We start from the raw sequence: 18,344 nt of genomic DNA, 5'->3' as shown, positions 1-18,344 counted from the left end.
ATTCCACTATTAAACTAAAATATCATAATTTGGAGGTAGAAAAATGAAAACGAATACATCAAATAAGGTTATAAGGTATAGAGGGACAGAATTGAATACAAAAGGCTGGCAGCAAGAAGCTGTACTGCGAATGTTGATGAACAATTTAGACGCGGATGTAGCAGAGCATCCAGAAGAACTTGTCGTTTATGGAGGGATTGGAAAGGCAGCACGTAACTGGGATTGTTTTGATGCAATTGTAGAATCGTTGAAACATCTTGAGAGGGATGAAACGCTACTTGTTCAATCAGGTAAGCCCGTGGTGGTGTTTAAAACTCATACCGATGCACCACGTGTACTGATTGCAAATTCAAATATTGTCCCGGCATACGCCAACTGGGATACCTTTCATGAACTCGACAAAAAAGGATTAATGATGTATGGACAAATGACCGCTGGAAGTTGGATTTATATCGGCTCCCAAGGGATTGTCCAGGGAACATACGAAACATTTGCAGAACTCGCTAAACAACATTTTAATGGTTCTTTAAAAGGCACGATAACAGTAACCGCGGGCCTTGGAGGGATGGGTGGAGCTCAGCCGCTTGCCGTTACTATGAACGGTGGGGTCTGCATCGGTATTGATGTAGATGAGACACGGATTGACCGTCGGATTGAAACACGCTATACCGATTTGAAAACGGATTCCCTGGATGAGGCTATTCGTTTAGCTCAAGAGGCAAAAAGGGAAGGAAAGGCATTATCAATTGGCTTACTGGGTAATGCAGCTGAAGTTTTACCGGATATGATCGCACGAAACTTTATCCCTGATGTGCTGACAGATCAAACATCAGCGCACGACCCGTTGAACGGATATACACCTGCAGGTTTGTCTTTTAAAGCTGCAACGGAACTGCGGAAATCAAACCCTGAAATGTATGTCAGGAGGTCGAAGGCTTCTATGGCAGTGCATGTGAAAGCGATGCTTGCAATGATGGAAAAAGGCGCAGTAACATTTGATTATGGTAATAATATACGCCAGGTTGCTAAAGATGAAGGGGTAGAAAACGCATTTGACTTCCCTGGATTCGTACCAGCTTATATCCGCCCGCAATTCTGCGAAGGGAAAGGGCCTTTCCGGTGGGTGGCGCTGTCAGGTGACCCTGAAGATATTTATAAAACAGACCAGGCTATTCTAAGGGAATTTGCCGATAATGAACATTTGTGCAACTGGATCCGGATGGCTCAGGAAAAAATCCAGTTCCAGGGGCTCCCATCCCGCATTTGCTGGCTGGGCTACGGAGAACGGGCCCGTTTTGGCAAAATACTGAATGATATGGTGGCTAGAGGGGAACTAAAAGCACCAATTGTTATTGGACGTGATCATTTGGATTCAGGCTCTGTTGCTTCACCGAACCGTGAAACTGAAGCGATGAAAGATGGATCTGATGTTGTGTCTGACTGGCCAATATTAAATGCCATGGTTAACGCAGTGGGCGGTGCTACATGGGTTTCCGTGCATCACGGCGGTGGAGTTGGAATGGGTTATTCCTTACATGCGGGAGTAGTGATTGTCGCAGATGGTACGAAAGAAGCAGAGGCACGAATTGAACGTGTATTAACAACAGATCCGGGTATGGGTGTCGTACGCCACGCCGATGCCGGATATGAACTTGCAAAGAAAACAGCCCGGGAAAAAGGAATTAAAATCCCAATGCTTGACAAAGGAAATGATCAGTAATGGAAAAACCAATTTGGATTAAACATGCCGCCCAGCTTGCAACGCTTGCTTCCGAAATAAAAGGTCCCCGTTCAAAAGAAGCGATGTCCCAGCTTGGTTTGATTGAAGACGGCAGCTTGTGGATTGAGAATGGACTTATTTCGGCTATTGGAACGACGAAAGAAATTGAGGAATGCTATAAGGAAAAATTAAATACAGCAATGATTGTGGATGCCTCAAATCATTTGGTAACGCCTGGACTTGTAGATCCACATACACATGTTGTATACGGAGGAAGCCGCGAGCGTGAATTTGAAATGCGCCTTGAAGGTGCAACATATATGGATATAATGAATGCGGGTGGAGGAATACATGCGACCACCCGCATGACGAGGGAAGCAACGGAAGAGGAATTAGTCATGCAAACTAAACGCCGGCTTGATTCGTTTCTTGTTCATGGAGTAACAACTGTAGAAGGCAAAAGTGGATATGGCATGAATCTCGAAACCGAACTTAAGCAGCTTCGCGTGATGAAGATACTGCAGGAACAGCATGCGATTGACCTTGTTCCTACCTTTATGGGGGCCCATGCGGTACCCCCTGAGTTTAAGGGGAAAGAAGATCAATTTGTCGATTATTTAGTCGACGAAATGCTGCCGAAAGTCGCCCAGGAAGAATTAGCGGAGTTTAACGATGTTTTTTGTGAAAAAGGAGTTTTTACACCAGAACAATCTGAGCGCATTCTAGAAGCAGGTAAGCACTTTGGATTGATCCCGAAAATCCATGCTGACGAAATTGAGCCATATGGCGGAGCGGAATTGGCAGCAAAGGTAGGGGCGATTTCAGCTGAGCATTTATTGAAAGCTTCCAATGAAGGAATTCAAGCCATGGCAGATGCGGGCACGATTGCCTGCCTGCTTCCGGCAACAGCGCTCTATTTACGCGAAGCAGCTGCAGCAGGAAGAAAAATGATCGATGCAGGTGTACCTGTAGCTATTTCTACTGACTGCAATCCTGGGTCATCACCTACAACTTCAATGCCGCTTGTGATGAACCTAGCTTGTATTTCAATGAGACTAACCCCAGCAGAGGCATTAACAGCAGCAACTTTTAATGCTGCATGCGCGATTAACCGCCAAGATAAAGTAGGATCACTTGAAGTGGGTAAGCAGGCTGATATCGTCTTATGGAATGTAAAAAGCTACCAGGAGCTTCAATATCTTTTCGGAATGAATCACGTTAAGACTGTGTGGAAAAAGGGTGTAAAGGTGGTGGATTCAGGTGGGAGAACATTGGCTTAAGGCACCCGAATGGTCCTGGAATCGATTTAAGGGGGAAACTGGCTATGTGCACCATTGGGTGCAGCCATTGGCGGAAATGGAAGAAATACCCGATTTAATTGTTTATGGTGCTCCGATTTCTCGGTCATCCATAAGTGTGTCCGGAGCCTCTTTGTATCCAGCAGAATTTCGACGGATGTGGAAGGGCTTTGCCACCTACAACCTGGATGAGATGATTGATTTGACGTCATTCAAGGTTGCTGATGCGGGAGATGTGGCGGTGCATACGACAGATATTCCTTTATCGCATCAACGTATCCAAAAGACAACGGCCTATCTTGCAGCAAACTATCCTCAAACTGTAACATGCATGATTGGCGGTGACCATTCTACAACGGCCTGTGCGGTGCGGGGAATAAAAGAAGTTTATAAAGAAGAAACGATTGGAATCTTACAGCTTGATACACATCTTGATGTAAGGGATCCGGCTGAATTAGGGCCTGCAAACGGAACGCCGATTCGGCAGCTAATTGATGGTCATACGGTCAAAGGAGAGAATGTTATCAATATTGGTTTGCATGGCTACTTTAATGCGAAGCCCCTTATTGATTATGCGGAGAAATACAATATTCAAATGGTGACGTTAAAGCAAGCACGCAGACAGGGACTTATTAATAGTGTTCAGGATGCACTTCGGCAATTGACCGGAAAAGTTGACCGCGTTTATGTCACCGTCGATATGGATGTGTTGGATATTTCCGTTGCACCGGGTGTACCAGCGTCTACCCCCGGCGGTATGACAGCAGCGGAGCTGTTTGATATAGTACTAGAAATCGGCAAGCATTCGATTGTTCGGCATATTGATTTTGTTTGTCTGGACCCAAGCAAAGATTCGGCAGTTGCCCAAACCGTTAAGACCGGGGTATATGCTTGGCTGCAATTTATCACTGGCTGCGTCTTACAGACTAGATAACGATATGCTCAATTTAATAATGGAAAATCTGAAAAAGCTAGGAAGCATAGGGATTATATCTCCATGCTTCTTTGTTTGCCTTTTTAGATAATGCTGTCGAAAAGATAAACATTACCAGGTAGGTAATTTGTTGATACATGTAAAAAATGAGGGGGTATGCGTAACTAAAAAAAATTTATTGACTGTAAATAAAGCTTGCTGTATAGGCTAACCAAAATACGACAAAATGCGTTTATTGAATGCTTTTTCATCTGATGATACCATTAAATTAGTAAGAATTATTTTGCATTTAACCGCATATATTGATTGTTTACAGAATGGAGGAAAAAAATGATTGAGGAAATTATCAAACTACGAGGGAATGGCTTATCATTTCGTAAAATCGCCTCTGAATTGAATACAACCATAGGGAAAGTCCAATATCGCTGGAATAAATGGTTGGAAGAAAATAAAAATGAACTCGCGAATGAACCTAATAGACATTCTTCTAAGGATTCCAATTCCTCAGATTACTCTATTTCATCAGAATTAATTCCACTAAAAGGTGAGCTTAAGGCAAAGCTTGTGACACCTCATAAAATAATTCTTTTCTGGAACATTTCCGAATTGCCAAAAAAAATCATCGAAAGATTTTTTAATCAAAAGTTTGAAGAACTTGTCATGGTCACTAGGATTTATGACGTAACGGATATTTTGTTTAATGGAAAAAACGCCCTTCATTTTAATGAAATATCTGTCCCTTACCAAAGCGGACACTGGTTTATTAAAGGCTTGGCAGAAAACCGGAGATATCTTGCAGAATTAGGTGTTTACATTTCCGGAAAAGTGTTTTTCCCTCTTTATCGTTCCAATTGTATACAAACCCCTTCTGCTGCCCTGCAAGGCACGAATATATTTCAGCAGGAAATGTTGCAATTCCAACGATATGAGGAAGAACCTCCCCAATGGGTCGAGCAAGTGAGTACTTATAGTTATTATGTGAAATCAGACAACTCTGGGGGAGCAAAATGAATAAACGATTGCCAGAATCCAGTAACCTAGAAAGAAAGCCCCAAGCTGCTTGGAAGTTAAAATTATTAATTCTATCCTGGGAATTCCCGCCAAATATTATCGGAGGTTTATCAAGGCATGTAGTTGGTTTATCCACTCATTTGTCTGAACAAGGACATGAGGTTCATGTTCTGACAGCAGGCAAACATAATCTTCCATCATTTGAAGTAATGAATGGAATATTTGTCCACCGAGTAAGACCAGTTAATGAATATGATGACCATTTTCTATCTTGGATTGCCGGTCTAAATTTGGCAATGGCATTTAAGGCGGAACAGCTGGCAGAAGAGATAGATTTTGAGCTCATTCACGCTCACGATTGGCTTGTCGGAGCAGCCGCGATATCCCTAAAGGAGCTATTAAGAGTTCCTTTATTAACTACTATCCATGCAACAGAACATGGCAGAAATAATGGTATATATACCGAAATGCAGCAGTTCATTCATGAAAAGGAACAGCAATTAATGATCGAATCAGATCAAATTATTGTCTGCAGTGAATTTATGAAGGACGAACTTAATCAGGTTTTTACTTCACAGAATAAGAATATAACCGTTATTCCAAATGGAATTGAACCATTAATCGTTGATGAAAAAGTTTCTCAGGTATTTCCGGAACTAACCGATAGAAAGTATATTTTTTCAATTGGAAGAATTGTTGAAGAAAAAGGATTCGAAACCATAATTGAGGCAGCCGCAATAGCAAAAGAAAAGAAGCTAAACTTTATTTTTGTGATTGCCGGTAAAGGACCTATGCTTACAGAGTATCAAAATCAGGTTAAAGGGCGTGGTTTGGAGAGCTATGTTTCTTTTGTTGGATATGTTACTGATGACCAAAGAAATGCCCTTATTGAAGGGTGTGAGCTAGCTGTGATCCCAAGCCTATACGAGCCATTCGGAATAGTTGTATTAGAAACTATGGTTCTCGGAAAACCAACTGTAGTATCGAATACTGGCGGTATGAAAGGGATAATTAAGCATCTGCAAACGGGGATGCTGATGGTCCCGGGTAATCCTCAAAGTCTTTTGGAACAAATTGATTTTTTAATCAATCAACCAGAGAAAGCGAAAGAAATTGGCAGCAGAGGTAAGCAAATTGTTCAAAGTCTTTATGGCTGGAATCGAATTGCTGCTGAAACAAGCAGGATTATGGTAGATACTGTATTACGACAACGAGTGAATGAGAAGGTGCAAGAGGCAGCGCCAAATAATTGAAAAATAAGGTGTGCATGATGATGAACTTAATTACTGAATTACAAAATGAAAAACATGCTTCTCATCTTGAATTAGCGATGGAACCACTTCAATTTGTTCCGGGACTTTGGGTGAATGGGAAATATGTATGGCTGCAAAACACGAAGGAAAAAGTGATTTATGATGAAGCGTTAGTCGTTAAAGTAAAGAATGAACAAATTCATTCTAAGATTTGTCTTTCAAGTGTCTATGTAAGCAATCACAGTCATAAAACGATCCAAGTTCAAATTTTAGCGATGCACCATATGGTGAATGTTGGACAAGATAACTTGACATTCGTATCACCCATTGAGAATCATATTATTCATCATGCAAAAACACATGTTTATCTTGTGAATGGCCACTGTACTAATGCAAGTATAAATGAATATACGGCTGTGCCTTTGTGGAATGCCTATACAGACCGAATTTGGAATTCCATTCAAAAAGGAAACTTAAAATATCAACCCATGGCAAAAGGTCCTGCAGCTAGTATCTTTACGATGAGTTTGTCAATTGAACCGCATCAAACGAGAAAAATGGATACCTGGACGATTAGCGGCTCCAACAAAAATGAACTGATTTTATTAGAAAATGCACTTCTTAAAAAACACACTAGCATTTCCTAATGAAAAATGATATTATAGAAAAGTCGTATGAACGAACTGCTTAATCGTTTGGAGGGAAATTGACATGCGTGTAAATATTACGTTAGCTTGCACTGAGTGTGGAGATCGTAACTATATTTCAACAAAAAATAAACGTAACAACCCAGATCGTCTTGAGCTTAAGAAATATTGCCCAAGAGAAAAGCGTACAACAGCACATCGTGAAACAAAATAAGCAGTAGGGCTTCCTGCTGCTTTTTTTGTTGCCATTAAATAAGTAAGGAGGATCTGTTATGAGTGGCAAGGATGAATTACGGAAACAGGTTAAAGAAATTCTTTCAAACCTTCCAAGACCCGTTTATGAGGATTATTCCTATAAGATTGCCCAAACCTTATTTGCTGCCGATGATTGGATAAATGCAAAGGTCATCGGGATTTATGTCTCAAGGCAGCCTGAAGTAGATACATACCAAATAATTCGAAAAGCTTGGGAACAAGAGAAACTTGTCGTGGTACCAAAATGTAATCCAACTGATAAGAACTTATCCTTTAGAATCCTTACAGAGTTTGCCCAGCTTGAATCAGTCTATTTTGGTCTTTTCGAACCAATAGTAGCATTGACCGACGAAATGAATGAAGAAATGATTGATTTATTAATCGTACCGGGACTTGCCTATACTAGGACCGGCCATCGGTTAGGATTTGGCGGTGGATACTATGATCGTTTCTTATCCCACTATACTGGTCAAACCATTTCGTTAGCCTTTGATCAGCAAATCATTCCGCAATTTCCAATTGAAGAATATGACATCCCTGTTTCAAAAATTATTACCAATCATGAGGTTATCACAACAAAATGATTGGAGTTATTTCGGTTTATATTTTTATCATCTTCGTGGCGCTGGCTGGATACCGATTAAATTCGCTGACCCTAACGGGTGCCATTACAGCGATCCTGGTAGGGGCGGCTGTTTATACTGGTTTTAAACTAGAGGGACTTGCCCTTCTCGGTGCTTTTTTTGCCTCTTCCAGTATTTGGTCAAAATATAAAAGTACGGCAAAAAAGTCATTGGAAGAAAAACTAGCAAAAGGTGGAACCCGTGATTGGCTGCAAGTCCTTGCGAACGGGGGAGCGGCCTCACTTTTTAGTCTTCTTTATTCAATTCAACCTAATCAATCTTTGCTTTTGGGATTTATCGTTAGTTTAGCGAGTGCCAATTCTGATACATGGGCATCGGAAATTGGCAGTTTAAGTAAGAAAAATCCTATTTACATACGAACATTTAAACGAGTAGAACGAGGCACTTCCGGGGCAATTAGCGGCTTAGGAAGTACTGCGGCGATTGCGGGCTCTTTTTTTATCTCGGCACTTAGTTATTTCCTTTTCCAATTAAATCTCTTTTTTGTAATTCTTATTTTTCTATTTGGCTATATTGGGAATGTCATTGATACGTTATTTGGTGCACTCTACCAACAAGTTTATGTATGCGGACAATGTGGAATTACAACGGAGAAAAAGAGTCATTGTCAAATTCCAACAACTAGAATAAAAGGATACACCTTAGTGGATAATGATATGGTAAATTTTCTTTCGGGATTTATTGCAGCAGTGTTATCAATCGTCATTTTAAGATTTTTTTGGTGAAATTGTAAATTGTACTCATATTAATGTTTACACTGTAATTATCTGCTAAATATAAATTGGAGGAATGAGGATGTTAAGACGTGTTAACCGAGTTGTCCTGATCGGAACTGGTTTCGTTGGATCAAGTTATGCGTTTGCCCTTTTAAATCAAGGAATAACGGAAGAATTGGTATTAATTGATTTAAATAAGGAGAAAGCGGAAGGTGATGCCATGGACTTGAATCATGGAATGCCTTTTGCACCATCTAGGACGAAGATTTGGTATGGGGATTACAAGGATTGTGGTGTGGCTGATCTCGTGGTTATTACTGCAGGGGCAAATCAAAAGCCTGGCGAGACTAGACTTGATCTAGTTGAAAAAAATACAAAAATTTTCAAAGGGATTGTAGATGAAATTATGGACAGCGGCTTTAATGGTATATTTCTAGTTGCCACTAATCCTGTTGATATCCTAACATATGCCGTCTGGAAATTCTCTGGTCTTCCAAGAGGGCGGGTTATTGGTTCTGGTACGATTTTAGATACGGCCCGTTTCCGTTATTTACTAGGTGAATATTTTGACGTGGATACAAGGAATGTTCACGCATATATCATTGGTGAACATGGCGATACAGAGCTTCCTGTTTGGAGCCATGCTGATATCGCGGGGACAACTATTTCTGAATGGACAAAAAATAAGACCGCTGTTAATCGGGATGACCTAAATCAAATCTTTTTAAATGTACGTGATGCCGCTTACCATATCATTGAGCGCAAAGGTGCTACATATTACGGAATTGCCATGGGGTTAGTCCGGTTAACGAAAGCGATTTTACGAAATGAAAACTCCGTTCTTACTGTTTCCACCTATTTGGACGGGGAATACGGTCATAATGATATCTATATCGGTGTGCCTGCCGTTGTAAATCGCAATGGAGTCAGGGAAATAGTTGAACTAGATTTGAATGAAGAAGAAAAGGCACAGTTTGCAAACTCTGTTCAGGTATTAAAAAAGACAATGGAACCTGTGTTTACGAAATTCTAAATGGGAATAAAAGAGACGGATTTCTTCTTCCATCTCTTTTTCGAGAATAAATGGATAAATCTTTTGTTCCTATCACAGAATAGTAATAGGAGGGATGAAGATGTCTCGTCTTTTAACATCGATATTTATGATTGGTTCCATTGGCTATGTTGTATTCCGCTACAGGTACAGAATCATCAATGCCTTAATTGGTACAGGCTGGATGCGGCGGCTTGCGGTAGGCTCAATTATGAGTTTACCTGGTGTAAGACAAAAATTAATGTCATCTGTTTTTGGAGGACCATCTGCTAGGTGAAAACCACAGATGGTTTTTTTTGTCTAAATAATTAAATATCTATTCTTCGGTGGTTTAAAGCAATGATTAAATGTTCATATCGTTTATAATGAAAAAGACGGGGGAAAAATGAATACAGATTAACACTTCGTTATGTATAGCTTAAGCTGTAAACTTGTACTGGTCATGACCGGATCAAGACCGAGTCACGTATAGCTGAAATAGAAAGTAGGGGAGAAATGAATAATCGAGAAGGTTACATCTTTTGGAGGTTGGCCTATTCTTTCATCTCTGATCATGGATATCGGGTTATTCAATTATTTGAAAATCAAAAAGAATTGTGGCTTGAAAAATTAGAAAATAAAAAAGCTCCAATCATACGAATGATGCTCCATGATTTAGATTGGAGTAATGCCATGCAGAGAGATATCGAATTTACGGCTACTAACGGGGAAAGAGTCCGTAAACAAATCGGTAAGAGCGAACTAAATGTACTGAATATATATGTTAGTAAGTTTCCACCGGTTGATGAATATGAATATCGTCTTGAAAGGCCATTTGTCTTTCCACAAGGAAATAAAACGACTGTAACCTCCATCCTTTTCGTAAACGATGAATTGGAATCAGGTTTTAGGAGATTGTCTGACAAGCTCGGCTGGAATATTTATTTTGAATTTTCGAATGAATATTCGGAACAAGAAGTGGAAGAATTAAAGAAATCGGCCTTAGAGCTTGCCATTCATAAAGTAAAAGCGGAACAAGAAATTCTAGTTAATGGAAAACCTTTATTTACCTATCTGTTTATCGTTATTCAACTTGCAGTTTTCCTCTGGTTAGAAATAAATGGGGGGAGCACGAATACGTCAACACTAATTAAATATGGTGCCAAAGTAAATGCTTTGATTGATCAAGGTGAATGGTGGAGATTCATCACCCCTATTTTTCTACACATCGGTTTCCTTCATCTGCTGACGAATACCCTTGCGCTATACTTTTTAGGAACGACAGTTGAACGGATATTCGGTAAGTCTCGGTTCTTTATTATCTATTTATTTGCAGGGTTTACGGGTTTTATTGCGAGTTTCCTCTATAGTTCCAACTTGTCTGCAGGTGCTAGCGGTGCAATTTTTGGATGCTTTGGCGCTCTGTTGTATTTTGGTGCCATGTATCCCAAATTATTTTTTAGAACGATGGGACTGAACATCCTGGTTGTGCTTGGAATAAATCTTGTGTTTGGTTTTTCAGTATCAGGAATTGATAATGCCGGGCATCTTGGCGGGCTAGCAGGAGGATTTTTAGCAGCTGGTGTTACTCATTTTCCTAAAAGGAAAAAACTTTTATGGCAAATGGTATTTCTTGTTGCTTCCATAGCTATTGTTTGGTCTTCTTTATCATATGGATTTAGCTCTTCTGCACAAGCAAAGGATGAAAACTCTAACTTAATCATGGCAGAGGAATATGTCAAACAAGGTAATTACAATCAAGCTTACCAACTATTAAAAGATACAGAAAAAAATGCATCTAACCTTTCAGAAAGAACTTATTTTCTTTTATCTTTTGTAGAAATAAAGAAGAATATGCTGCCAGCAGCAAAAAAACATTTAGAAAAAGCGATTCAATTAGACCCAGAATTGGATGAGGCTTATTTTAACCTTGCACTGATTAACTTAGAACAAAATGATCTTAAACAAGCAAAATTAAATGCTGAAAAGGCGGCAAATCTTGAACCGAAAAAAGAACAATATAAGAATTTACTAATTGAAATTAATCAGCAACTTCAATCTACAAAGGAGTGACGGGTCTCTAGATGAAGACAATTTATGATATTCAGCAATTTTTAAAACGATTTGGAACCATCATATATATAGGTGATCGAATTGGTGACCTTGAACTGATGGAAGCAGAGTTAAAAGACATTTATCAGGCACAACTAATTGAACCAAGAGAATATCAGAGTGCTTTGTTAATATTAAGACATGAAATTCGAATTCAAAAAGAATTAATTGGTAAACATGATTAAACCCGTAGAAATACGGGTTTTTATCATTTTTTTATGATTATCTTCATATCTTTTTATGATGGGAGGAGAGTATATGGAGATTAGTGTACGACCTGGGGATACTCTGTCATCTTTAAGCCAGTTATTTAAGATCCCACTCAAATTAATAGTGGATTCCAATTTACATGTAAATCCAATTAAAATGAAAACAAAAGAGAAAATTAAGATACCTGGACATGTTTTAACTCCCTATACGATTAAAGAGGGAGATACTTTTGCCAAGATAGCTGAACAAAAGAATTTAGAGGTTGATTCCCTTTACCTGCTTAATCAAACGAAAGATGCAGATCAGTTGGCTATTGGCGATCAAATTTTTGTCCCCGAATTGGTAAGGGTTCCCTTCGTTACAGGGAAAACTCCATTAGATTCTAAACGGTTAGTGAAATTAATAAAAAATCTTACACATATTTACCCTTTCATCGAAGCTTTAAAGATTGGTACGAGTATCTTAGGTAATCCGATTCATGAACTTAGAATTGGCAAAGGGGATAAAAAGATCCATATGAATGCTTCCTTCCATGCTAATGAATGGATAACCACCTTGGTTCTAATGAGGTTACTAAATCAGTATTTATTATCAATCACGAATGATCAACCTGTTAAAGGGAAGAAGGCGACAGCTCTGTATGAGAATGTAGAGCTATCCCTCGTTCCAATGGTAAATCCTGACGGTGTAGATTTGGTATTAAACGGGGCGCCTTCTCATCTACGACAAGAGCTTATTGAAATCAACGAAGGCAGCGATGATTTTATTCATTGGAAAGCTAATATAAGAGGCATCGATTTAAATAACCAATTTCCAGCTAACTGGGACCTTTGCAGAAAAAATAAAAAGCCCAAGACACCAGCCTCACGCGACTTTCCAGGAATTGAACCATTAACAGAACCAGAAGCCGCTGCTATGGAAGAATTAGCCAGGGAAAATCAGTTTGATCTCATTCTGGCCTTTCATACTCAAGGAGAGGAATTTTATTGGGGGTATGAAGGACTTGAACCATCTGAGTCAGAATTACTCGCAAAAGAATTTGAAGAAGTCAGTGGCTACCGAGCGATTCGTTATGTTAACAGTCACGCTGGCTATAAGGATTGGTTTATTCAAGAATTTCAAAAGCCTGGGTTTACACTAGAGCTGGGAAGAGGAATTAATCCCTTACCGCTTTCACAATTTCCAAGAATACTTAAGCAGGCAGAAGAAATCTTTTTTGCAGCTTTAGCTTATTAAAATTTTCTTGTCTCATTACTTGTAATCTCTATCAACTGTTATTAAAATAGAATGAAACTAACGTTAGAAAATTCAGATATTGATGGGGTCTCTCGGATCATCCATTGACAAACGATTAATTAAAAAAAGCCGGGTATCTACGGCTTTTTTCCTATTTAGCATAAAAGGTATAAATGTTGAAACCTTTTCGTGAATTTAACGTCGTAACCAATATGGGATAGGAGGAGACGACTTGATGAATAGGAACAAATTTAAACAAGCGAATCGTGCATTTATTTTGCTACTCTTTATTTTGTCGTCTCTCTTCTTAGGTGGATGTGCTGCAAAGGAACAGCCTAAACAAAAAAATCCAATCCCAAATAACAAGACTAAAGTACCGACAGCTTCCATTGCTAGCGAATGGAAACTGCCCATATCAATTCCCGCAGGTCAAGGTGAGTTTTATAAGGTTGCAGGCTGGTATACCGACCAACAAATTTTCTATGTAACGAACTTAAACCAAACGTCAAATCTTTTTCTATATAATTTATTAACCGGAAAAAGTAAATTAATCTATCAAACCGAGCATCCGATCGTCAATGTCCAAATAAGCCCATCCAAGAAGTATCTGTTAATTCACTCATCACCGAACCCTGATCAGGGCCTGGTAACAATTATTGATTCCAATGGGAAGGAGCGGTTAAAAAAGACTTTTCCATCGTACGATTTAGATTTTGAATGGAATCGCTATAATGAAAGCCAGGTTATCATCACAAAATTCGCAGAAGACTGGAGCTTTCAAGTATATTTATTAGACTTTACTAATGCTAGTACAGCTGAACTAAATCTTCCACAGCCATTTATGAAATGGATAGAAAAGGATGAAGTAGCTTATCTGGATTGGGACAAAACTAGTCCATCGTTAGTTGCGCCTTTAGTAATGAAAAAATTAGGTAGTGATGAGGACAAGACTGTTTTTTCGAAGATTATTCAATTTGATGCCTATCGAGAAATGCTCATGACGGTGGCTGTAAAAGAAGGGGAGCCGTCTATGGCGAACTATTCATTCTTTAATAAAGAGCAAAAAAAATTATTAAGCTTTTCCATACCGCAGTTAGCGAAGTTTTCAGATTGGCTGGTCCCTTTTTATGATTATAGCGAACTTAAAAAGCAATTTATCACCCTTAGTCCGCTTACAAGTGGGGAGGCGGATACCTATACAGAGGGTTTTCAACTTATTCGTTATGATCTAAAGAAAGGCAGCAGTGAATTGATCTTGGGAGGATTGGACAATGTTCCTGTTTCAATTTCACCCTCTGGGGATACAGTTCTATTAGGGAATAGTTATGAAAAATTAGTTGATTTAAACAAAAAGAAAAGCTTCGATTTAATAAAGGAATGACAATCAAAGTGTCATTCTTTTTTCCTTTGTTAACAGTTATGGTAAAATCACAAAGGGATAAAAAAATGCTAAAGTGATGGTGATATCTAATGGCAATTGTAGATGTAACAGTAATTCCTATCGGGACTGAAACGCCAAGTGTAAGCAAGTATGTAGCTAGTATTCAAAAGATTTTAAAAAACTATGAAGCAGAAGAGAAAATTAAGTTCCAATTAACACCGATGAATACAATTATTGAAGGAGACTTGCCAATTCTGTTTGAAGTCATTCAGGCAATGCATGAGGTTCCCTTTTCCGAGGGGATTAAGCGGGTTGCGACATCCATTCGAATTGATGACCGCAGAGATGTGAAGCGAACCATGGAATATAAGGTTGAACGGGTTAACAGCCTTGTAAATGAGAACGAGGATAAATGAAAAAAGACTGTCAGCGGACAGTCTTTTGTTTATTTCGATTAGTGAGTTCCAGTTGGAAACCCAGATTCAATGATCGTCATGACTGTAAACCAGCCGAAAACTAGAAATGAAGCTACACCCCAAAAAGCAGCCAAGAAGTTCTTATTTTTCAGTGAGCTATAACCGCCGAAGGCTGCAAGGATTGTTACAAGAGCAAAAATAATAACTAAACCCATTTTTTATTCCCCCTTTTTCGTAAAAGCGATTTCCAAAAATTATGTAACTATATTATATCCATTCGTTTCCTATTTTATATTTTTTTCTTCAATTTGTCGAGGCAAAAAATACAGCAATGATTAAACGGCTTTCTCTCCTATGTTCTTTAGTGTAAAATTAACCTGATGTATTTATGTATGGGAGGAACAATTTTATGAAATGGCAGCAAATTCCTTTAGGACCCCTGCAAACGAATTGCTATATTGTTGAAAATCCTGATAAGACTTGTCTAATCATTGACCCGGGTGAAGAGGGGAAAAAATTGATTAACTTGTTGACTCAAAGAAAACTAAAGCCGATGGCAATCCTATTAACACACGCTCATTTTGACCATATTGGTGCTGTGGATGTTGTTAGGGATACCTATAAAGTTCCCGTTTACGTCCACAAACAGGAAGAAAAATGGCTTGAAGACCCAAGGTTGAATGGCTCGCAACTATTTATGCAAATTGAACCGATCATAGTTAAATCAGCGGATCATATTATACATAATGAAGGAAACATGGAAATAGGCGGATTTTCTTTTCAGGTTTTCCATACTCCAGGACATTCACCTGGCAGTGTTTCTTATTATTTCAAGGGAAATGATGTGGTTATTTCCGGTGATGCTTTATTCCAGGGGGGGATCGGCCGTACTGATTTACCTGGAGGGAATTCAGGACAGCTTTTGAAAAGTATTCATGACAAGCTGCTAAGTTTGCCAGAGGAAACGTACGTCTTGTCAGGCCATGGTCCGGTAACCACCATAGGAGAGGAAATGGACAGCAACCCATTTTTAAATGGATTTTAGAATAATAAGAAAGACCCTTCTCACTAAAAAGAAGGGTCTTTTCTAGGGAGGTTCTTTTTATTTAAAAATGATGATTTTTAAGCTACTGACTTAAAATATAATAAAGTTTACACTATGTCAACGATGCTAACTTAAAGACTTAAAGGGAGTTATTATGATTACCTATTTAGAGAAACTAATTGCTAATTCACCTAAAAGGCTGATCACTTATGCTGATTATATTTCAGCTGTCCTTTATCATCCGGAATTAGGCTATTATATGAAGGATAAACCTAAAATCGGGAGGCAAGGGGATTTTATTACTACGAGCAATATTTCGGACGTGTACGGCAGACTTTTGGCAAAATGGTTTTTTTATATTTGTGAAAAAACTAAACTGCCTCCTGTTTTTTGTGAAATTGGAGCTGGAACCGGCCGTTTTGCCAATGCCTTTTTACAAGAGTGGCAAAAATCATTTGGAACACCCATTACCTATTTAATAGTGGAGAGTAGTCCTTACCATCGCAAGCAACAAAGTGAATTACTTCATCCTCACCTTTCCCTTGTTCAAGTGGAGAGCCTTGCAACGCTTGAACCTTTTTCCGGCATGGTTTTTTCCAATGAACTTTTTGATGCTCTTCCGGTTCATGTGATTGAAAAAATAAACGGTGAACTTGTGGAAGTAATGGTGGGAATGTCAGAGGACGGACAGCTTTTTGAACAGAAGGAACCATTAACGAATCAAGCGATCCTTTCATTTCTTGCAGAAAGTCATCTGGATATAAAAGAAAAACAACGGATTGAGATTCCCCTAGCAATGGAGACCATGATGGAGGATATTTCAAAGGTCCTAAAGGAAGGTTTTGTTGTAACTGCGGATTACGGCTATACCAATGAGGAGTGGGCAGCTCCCCAGCGCAAACAAGGGAGTCTAAGAGGATACCACCAACATATGATGATAGACAATGTCTTTTTGCATCCAGGGGAAATGGACATAACCACCCATATCCACTTTGATCAGCTTATCCAAAAAGGGATGAAGTATCAGCTCGAGTTGCTAACCAAACTAAGGCAGGATGAATTTCTTTTAAAGGCAGGTATTTTGAAGGAGTTAGAGGAACATTATGATCCTAATCCTTTTTCCGAGGTGAGCAGAAGAAATCGTGCCATACGCAGTTTAATAATGCCGTCAGGGATGAGCACATATTTTCATATCATAATCCAACAAAAAGGCCTCCATTTAAGTGAACAGGACGTTTTTTTGGAATAAAAAAACACCGGAGCACCGGCGTTTTTTTTTTTTGCGGCGTTAGAATACGATTCTATACACCCACGGTCTTATTACTCTCCTCCGCCTAGCGGCATCATGAACGTTGTCCAATAAGTAAAGCCAACGAAGAAGATAGTTAAATATGCTCCGAATACATACATATACATACGTTCGGAAAGCTTTAGGTAGCTAAGCAGGACAAAAAATCCTGTTTGAGCCAAGAATAGCATGGCTGTTCTATCCAGACCACCCAGATAGAGAAATACGGTAAAAATACCAGTCCAAAAACCACAAACTCTGAACATGCGATCCATATGTATACCCCCTTTTAACCTGCGATACCATCAATACAATATTATAAAGTAAAAGGAGGCATAATGTAAACATCAGACTCGAATTAGTTTGACACAAGCACTTGATAAGAGCATGTCTCACAGCCTGAAATCATGTTTTCTTTTTCGATCAATTCAACTGAATCGAATAAAGCTTCAAACATTCCCTTTAAAAATTTATGGTGCATATTGCAAACTGCTTCAGTGTGGTCCTCAGCAATTTCTTTAAATGGACAATTAAAAATTTGGAAGTAAATTTTTGATTGGTCACCGCCCACTTCAAACTCTGGATAAAATCCTGCAAGAGTGGCAGCGCTTTTTAAAATCGTCAGCTTTTGATCGAATGTCAGATCATCACCCAATGCTCGCTTTGCCAGTTCCTGTTCAATTATTTCCGTTCCAAATCGTTTACCGGTCATAAACAGTGCTTCTCTACCAGCTTCACCGAGTGATATCATCGTCTGAATGGCTACTTTTGATAAAAGCATGTAGTCGCGGTATGGGAAATGCAGCTGGATAACATCATCGGATAAACGGTATAGTCTGCTTGGTCTGCCGCCTTTTCCTGTTTTCTTTGTTTCAGATGCTAACATATTAACATCCTCTAGTTTTGATAAATGTAGTCGTGCTACATTTGGATGAATATTAAAATTTTCAGCCACCTCTTGAACTGTTACCTCTTGATGGCGTTTTGTAATGTATTGATAAATGTAGTAACGTGTTGGATCTGACAAAACGTTTGTTATTTTTAATGTTTGTTCCATCACTGTTCACCTCGAACCCCCATAATTTATTCCATTATAATACAGGCGAAATAACAAAGGAATGAAGTTAACAATGTTAACACTATATGTT

General features: G+C 39.0%; 21 protein-coding genes. 18 read left to right on the top strand and 3 right to left on the bottom strand.

Annotation, left to right across the window (positions count from 1 at the left end):
• Positions 1 to 43 precede the first annotated feature (43 nt).
• From hutU to J7E81_RS15620, 16 genes are all read left to right on the top strand, one after another.
• Positions 44 to 1,720 carry a urocanate hydratase gene (gene hutU, locus J7E81_RS15695; RefSeq protein WP_215043625.1) on the top strand — a complete coding sequence of 559 codons (1,677 nt, stop codon included), beginning with the start codon at positions 44 to 46 and terminating at the stop codon, positions 1,718 to 1,720.
• Positions 1,720 to 3,000: an imidazolonepropionase gene (hutI, locus tag J7E81_RS15690; RefSeq protein ID WP_215043623.1), complete on the top strand. Its 1,281-nt coding sequence runs from the start codon at positions 1,720 to 1,722 to the stop codon at positions 2,998 to 3,000. Before hutU ends, hutI begins: the two co-directional genes overlap by 1 nt.
• Positions 2,981 to 3,952: an agmatinase family protein gene (locus J7E81_RS15685; RefSeq protein ID WP_215043621.1), complete on the top strand. Its 972-nt coding sequence runs from the start codon at positions 2,981 to 2,983 to the stop codon at positions 3,950 to 3,952. Before hutI ends, J7E81_RS15685 begins: the two co-directional genes overlap by 20 nt.
• Before the next feature lie 330 nt (positions 3,953 to 4,282).
• Entirely contained in the window at positions 4,283 to 4,963 is a 681-nt protein-coding gene (locus J7E81_RS15680) for a DUF4912 domain-containing protein (RefSeq protein ID WP_215043619.1), read from the top strand.
• Positions 4,960 to 6,216, top strand: a complete 1,257-nt coding sequence (locus J7E81_RS15675) for a glycosyltransferase family 4 protein (protein WP_215043617.1) — start codon at positions 4,960 to 4,962, stop codon at positions 6,214 to 6,216. The genes J7E81_RS15680 and J7E81_RS15675 overlap by 4 nt, the downstream gene beginning before the upstream one ends.
• 20 nt (positions 6,217 to 6,236) lie before the next feature.
• Positions 6,237 to 6,863 carry a hypothetical protein gene (locus J7E81_RS15670; protein WP_215043615.1) on the top strand — a complete coding sequence of 209 codons (627 nt, stop codon included), beginning with the start codon at positions 6,237 to 6,239 and terminating at the stop codon, positions 6,861 to 6,863.
• 64 nt (positions 6,864 to 6,927) lie between these two features.
• A complete protein-coding gene (gene rpmG / locus J7E81_RS15665; RefSeq protein WP_015594975.1) occupies positions 6,928 to 7,077 on the top strand; it encodes a 50S ribosomal protein L33 in 150 nt (49 codons plus the stop codon).
• A gap of 58 nt (positions 7,078 to 7,135) precedes the next feature.
• Positions 7,136 to 7,702, top strand: a complete 567-nt coding sequence (locus tag J7E81_RS15660) for a 5-formyltetrahydrofolate cyclo-ligase (RefSeq protein WP_215043613.1) — start codon at positions 7,136 to 7,138, stop codon at positions 7,700 to 7,702.
• Positions 7,699 to 8,487: a DUF92 domain-containing protein gene (locus J7E81_RS15655; RefSeq protein ID WP_215043611.1), complete on the top strand. Its 789-nt coding sequence runs from the start codon at positions 7,699 to 7,701 to the stop codon at positions 8,485 to 8,487. Before J7E81_RS15660 ends, J7E81_RS15655 begins: the two co-directional genes overlap by 4 nt.
• Positions 8,488 to 8,557: 70 nt before the next feature.
• Positions 8,558 to 9,511 (top strand): L-lactate dehydrogenase, encoded by a 954-nt coding sequence (locus tag J7E81_RS15650; RefSeq protein ID WP_215043609.1) that lies wholly within the window; start codon positions 8,558 to 8,560, stop codon positions 9,509 to 9,511.
• Between the two features lie 100 nt (positions 9,512 to 9,611).
• Positions 9,612 to 9,806 (top strand): hypothetical protein, encoded by a 195-nt coding sequence (locus tag J7E81_RS15645; RefSeq protein ID WP_215043607.1) that lies wholly within the window; start codon positions 9,612 to 9,614, stop codon positions 9,804 to 9,806.
• 218 nt (positions 9,807 to 10,024) lie between these two features.
• Complete coding sequence (locus J7E81_RS15640; RefSeq protein WP_215043605.1) at positions 10,025 to 11,581, top strand: rhomboid family protein; 1,557 nt, start codon at positions 10,025 to 10,027, stop codon at positions 11,579 to 11,581.
• Positions 11,582 to 11,592: 11 nt separating this feature from the next.
• On the top strand, positions 11,593 to 11,805 hold the full coding sequence (locus J7E81_RS15635; protein WP_215043603.1) for a YqgQ family protein: 213 nt from the start codon (positions 11,593 to 11,595) through the stop codon (positions 11,803 to 11,805).
• A 73-nt stretch (positions 11,806 to 11,878) separates the two neighbouring features.
• Complete coding sequence (locus J7E81_RS15630) at positions 11,879 to 13,066, top strand: M14 family metallopeptidase (RefSeq protein WP_215043601.1); 1,188 nt, start codon at positions 11,879 to 11,881, stop codon at positions 13,064 to 13,066.
• Between the two features lie 235 nt (positions 13,067 to 13,301).
• Positions 13,302 to 14,447 (top strand): YqgU-like beta propeller domain-containing protein, encoded by a 1,146-nt coding sequence (locus J7E81_RS15625; RefSeq protein WP_215043599.1) that lies wholly within the window; start codon positions 13,302 to 13,304, stop codon positions 14,445 to 14,447.
• 89 nt (positions 14,448 to 14,536) lie between these two features.
• Positions 14,537 to 14,863, top strand: coding sequence for an MTH1187 family thiamine-binding protein (locus tag J7E81_RS15620; RefSeq protein ID WP_215043597.1), 327 nt, complete (start codon positions 14,537 to 14,539; stop codon positions 14,861 to 14,863).
• A 38-nt stretch (positions 14,864 to 14,901) separates the two neighbouring features.
• Here the strand turns inward: J7E81_RS15620 and J7E81_RS15615 are convergent, their stop codons facing one another.
• Complete coding sequence (locus J7E81_RS15615; RefSeq protein WP_215043595.1) at positions 14,902 to 15,078, bottom strand: DUF2759 domain-containing protein; 177 nt, start codon at positions 15,076 to 15,078, stop codon at positions 14,902 to 14,904.
• Between the two features lie 194 nt (positions 15,079 to 15,272).
• On the opposite strand from J7E81_RS15615, the gene J7E81_RS15610 reads away from it, so the two are divergent.
• Positions 15,273 to 15,908, top strand: coding sequence for an MBL fold metallo-hydrolase (locus tag J7E81_RS15610; RefSeq protein WP_215043593.1), 636 nt, complete (start codon positions 15,273 to 15,275; stop codon positions 15,906 to 15,908).
• Positions 15,909 to 16,062: 154 nt separating this feature from the next.
• The gene (locus J7E81_RS15605; RefSeq protein WP_215043591.1) at positions 16,063 to 17,157 is read left to right on the top strand and encodes a class I SAM-dependent methyltransferase; all 1,095 of its coding nucleotides are present in this window, start codon (positions 16,063 to 16,065) and stop codon (positions 17,155 to 17,157) included.
• 71 nt (positions 17,158 to 17,228) lie between these two features.
• Here J7E81_RS15605 and J7E81_RS15600 read toward each other — a convergent pair whose 3' ends face one another.
• Entirely contained in the window at positions 17,229 to 17,471 is a 243-nt protein-coding gene (locus J7E81_RS15600) for a DUF2626 domain-containing protein (RefSeq protein ID WP_215043589.1), read from the bottom strand.
• 83 nt (positions 17,472 to 17,554) lie between these two features.
• Positions 17,555 to 18,253 (bottom strand): helix-turn-helix transcriptional regulator, encoded by a 699-nt coding sequence (locus J7E81_RS15595; RefSeq protein WP_215043587.1) that lies wholly within the window; start codon positions 18,251 to 18,253, stop codon positions 17,555 to 17,557.
• Positions 18,254 to 18,344: the final 91 nt, after the last annotated feature.

The organism is Bacillus sp. ISL-18 (assembly GCF_018613415.1).
Taxonomy (GTDB): Bacteria; Bacillota; Bacilli; order Bacillales; family Cytobacillaceae; genus Neobacillus.
The sequence above is the reverse complement of the archived record's forward strand: the minus strand, read 5'-3'. Positions and strand labels throughout refer to the sequence as shown.

What these genes read in the sequence shown, in the direction of transcription:
- J7E81_RS15615 (WP_215043595.1), bottom strand. Translation starts at nt 15,078, where the DNA reads ATGGGTTTAGTTATTATTTTTGCTCTTGTAACAATCCTTGCAGCCTTC.
- J7E81_RS15600 (WP_215043589.1), bottom strand. Translation starts at nt 17,471, where the DNA reads ATGGATCGCATGTTCAGAGTTTGTGGTTTTTGGACTGGTATTTTTACC.
- J7E81_RS15680 (WP_215043619.1), top strand. Translation starts at nt 4,283, where the DNA reads ATGATTGAGGAAATTATCAAACTACGAGGGAATGGCTTATCATTTCGT.
- J7E81_RS15670 (WP_215043615.1), top strand. Translation starts at nt 6,237, where the DNA reads ATGAACTTAATTACTGAATTACAAAATGAAAAACATGCTTCTCATCTT.
- J7E81_RS15675 (WP_215043617.1), top strand. Translation starts at nt 4,960, where the DNA reads ATGAATAAACGATTGCCAGAATCCAGTAACCTAGAAAGAAAGCCCCAA.
- J7E81_RS15660 (WP_215043613.1), top strand. Translation starts at nt 7,136, where the DNA reads ATGAGTGGCAAGGATGAATTACGGAAACAGGTTAAAGAAATTCTTTCA.
- J7E81_RS15655 (WP_215043611.1), top strand. Translation starts at nt 7,699, where the DNA reads ATGATTGGAGTTATTTCGGTTTATATTTTTATCATCTTCGTGGCGCTG.
- J7E81_RS15605 (WP_215043591.1), top strand. Translation starts at nt 16,063, where the DNA reads ATGATTACCTATTTAGAGAAACTAATTGCTAATTCACCTAAAAGGCTG.
- J7E81_RS15625 (WP_215043599.1), top strand. Translation starts at nt 13,302, where the DNA reads ATGAATAGGAACAAATTTAAACAAGCGAATCGTGCATTTATTTTGCTA.
- rpmG (WP_015594975.1), top strand. Translation starts at nt 6,928, where the DNA reads ATGCGTGTAAATATTACGTTAGCTTGCACTGAGTGTGGAGATCGTAAC.
- J7E81_RS15595 (WP_215043587.1), bottom strand. Translation starts at nt 18,253, where the DNA reads ATGGAACAAACATTAAAAATAACAAACGTTTTGTCAGATCCAACACGT.
- J7E81_RS15640 (WP_215043605.1), top strand. Translation starts at nt 10,025, where the DNA reads ATGAATAATCGAGAAGGTTACATCTTTTGGAGGTTGGCCTATTCTTTC.
- hutI (WP_215043623.1), top strand. Translation starts at nt 1,720, where the DNA reads ATGGAAAAACCAATTTGGATTAAACATGCCGCCCAGCTTGCAACGCTT.
- J7E81_RS15610 (WP_215043593.1), top strand. Translation starts at nt 15,273, where the DNA reads ATGAAATGGCAGCAAATTCCTTTAGGACCCCTGCAAACGAATTGCTAT.
- J7E81_RS15620 (WP_215043597.1), top strand. Translation starts at nt 14,537, where the DNA reads ATGGCAATTGTAGATGTAACAGTAATTCCTATCGGGACTGAAACGCCA.
- hutU (WP_215043625.1), top strand. Translation starts at nt 44, where the DNA reads ATGAAAACGAATACATCAAATAAGGTTATAAGGTATAGAGGGACAGAA.
- J7E81_RS15630 (WP_215043601.1), top strand. Translation starts at nt 11,879, where the DNA reads ATGGAGATTAGTGTACGACCTGGGGATACTCTGTCATCTTTAAGCCAG.
- J7E81_RS15635 (WP_215043603.1), top strand. Translation starts at nt 11,593, where the DNA reads ATGAAGACAATTTATGATATTCAGCAATTTTTAAAACGATTTGGAACC.
- J7E81_RS15650 (WP_215043609.1), top strand. Translation starts at nt 8,558, where the DNA reads ATGTTAAGACGTGTTAACCGAGTTGTCCTGATCGGAACTGGTTTCGTT.
- J7E81_RS15645 (WP_215043607.1), top strand. Translation starts at nt 9,612, where the DNA reads ATGTCTCGTCTTTTAACATCGATATTTATGATTGGTTCCATTGGCTAT.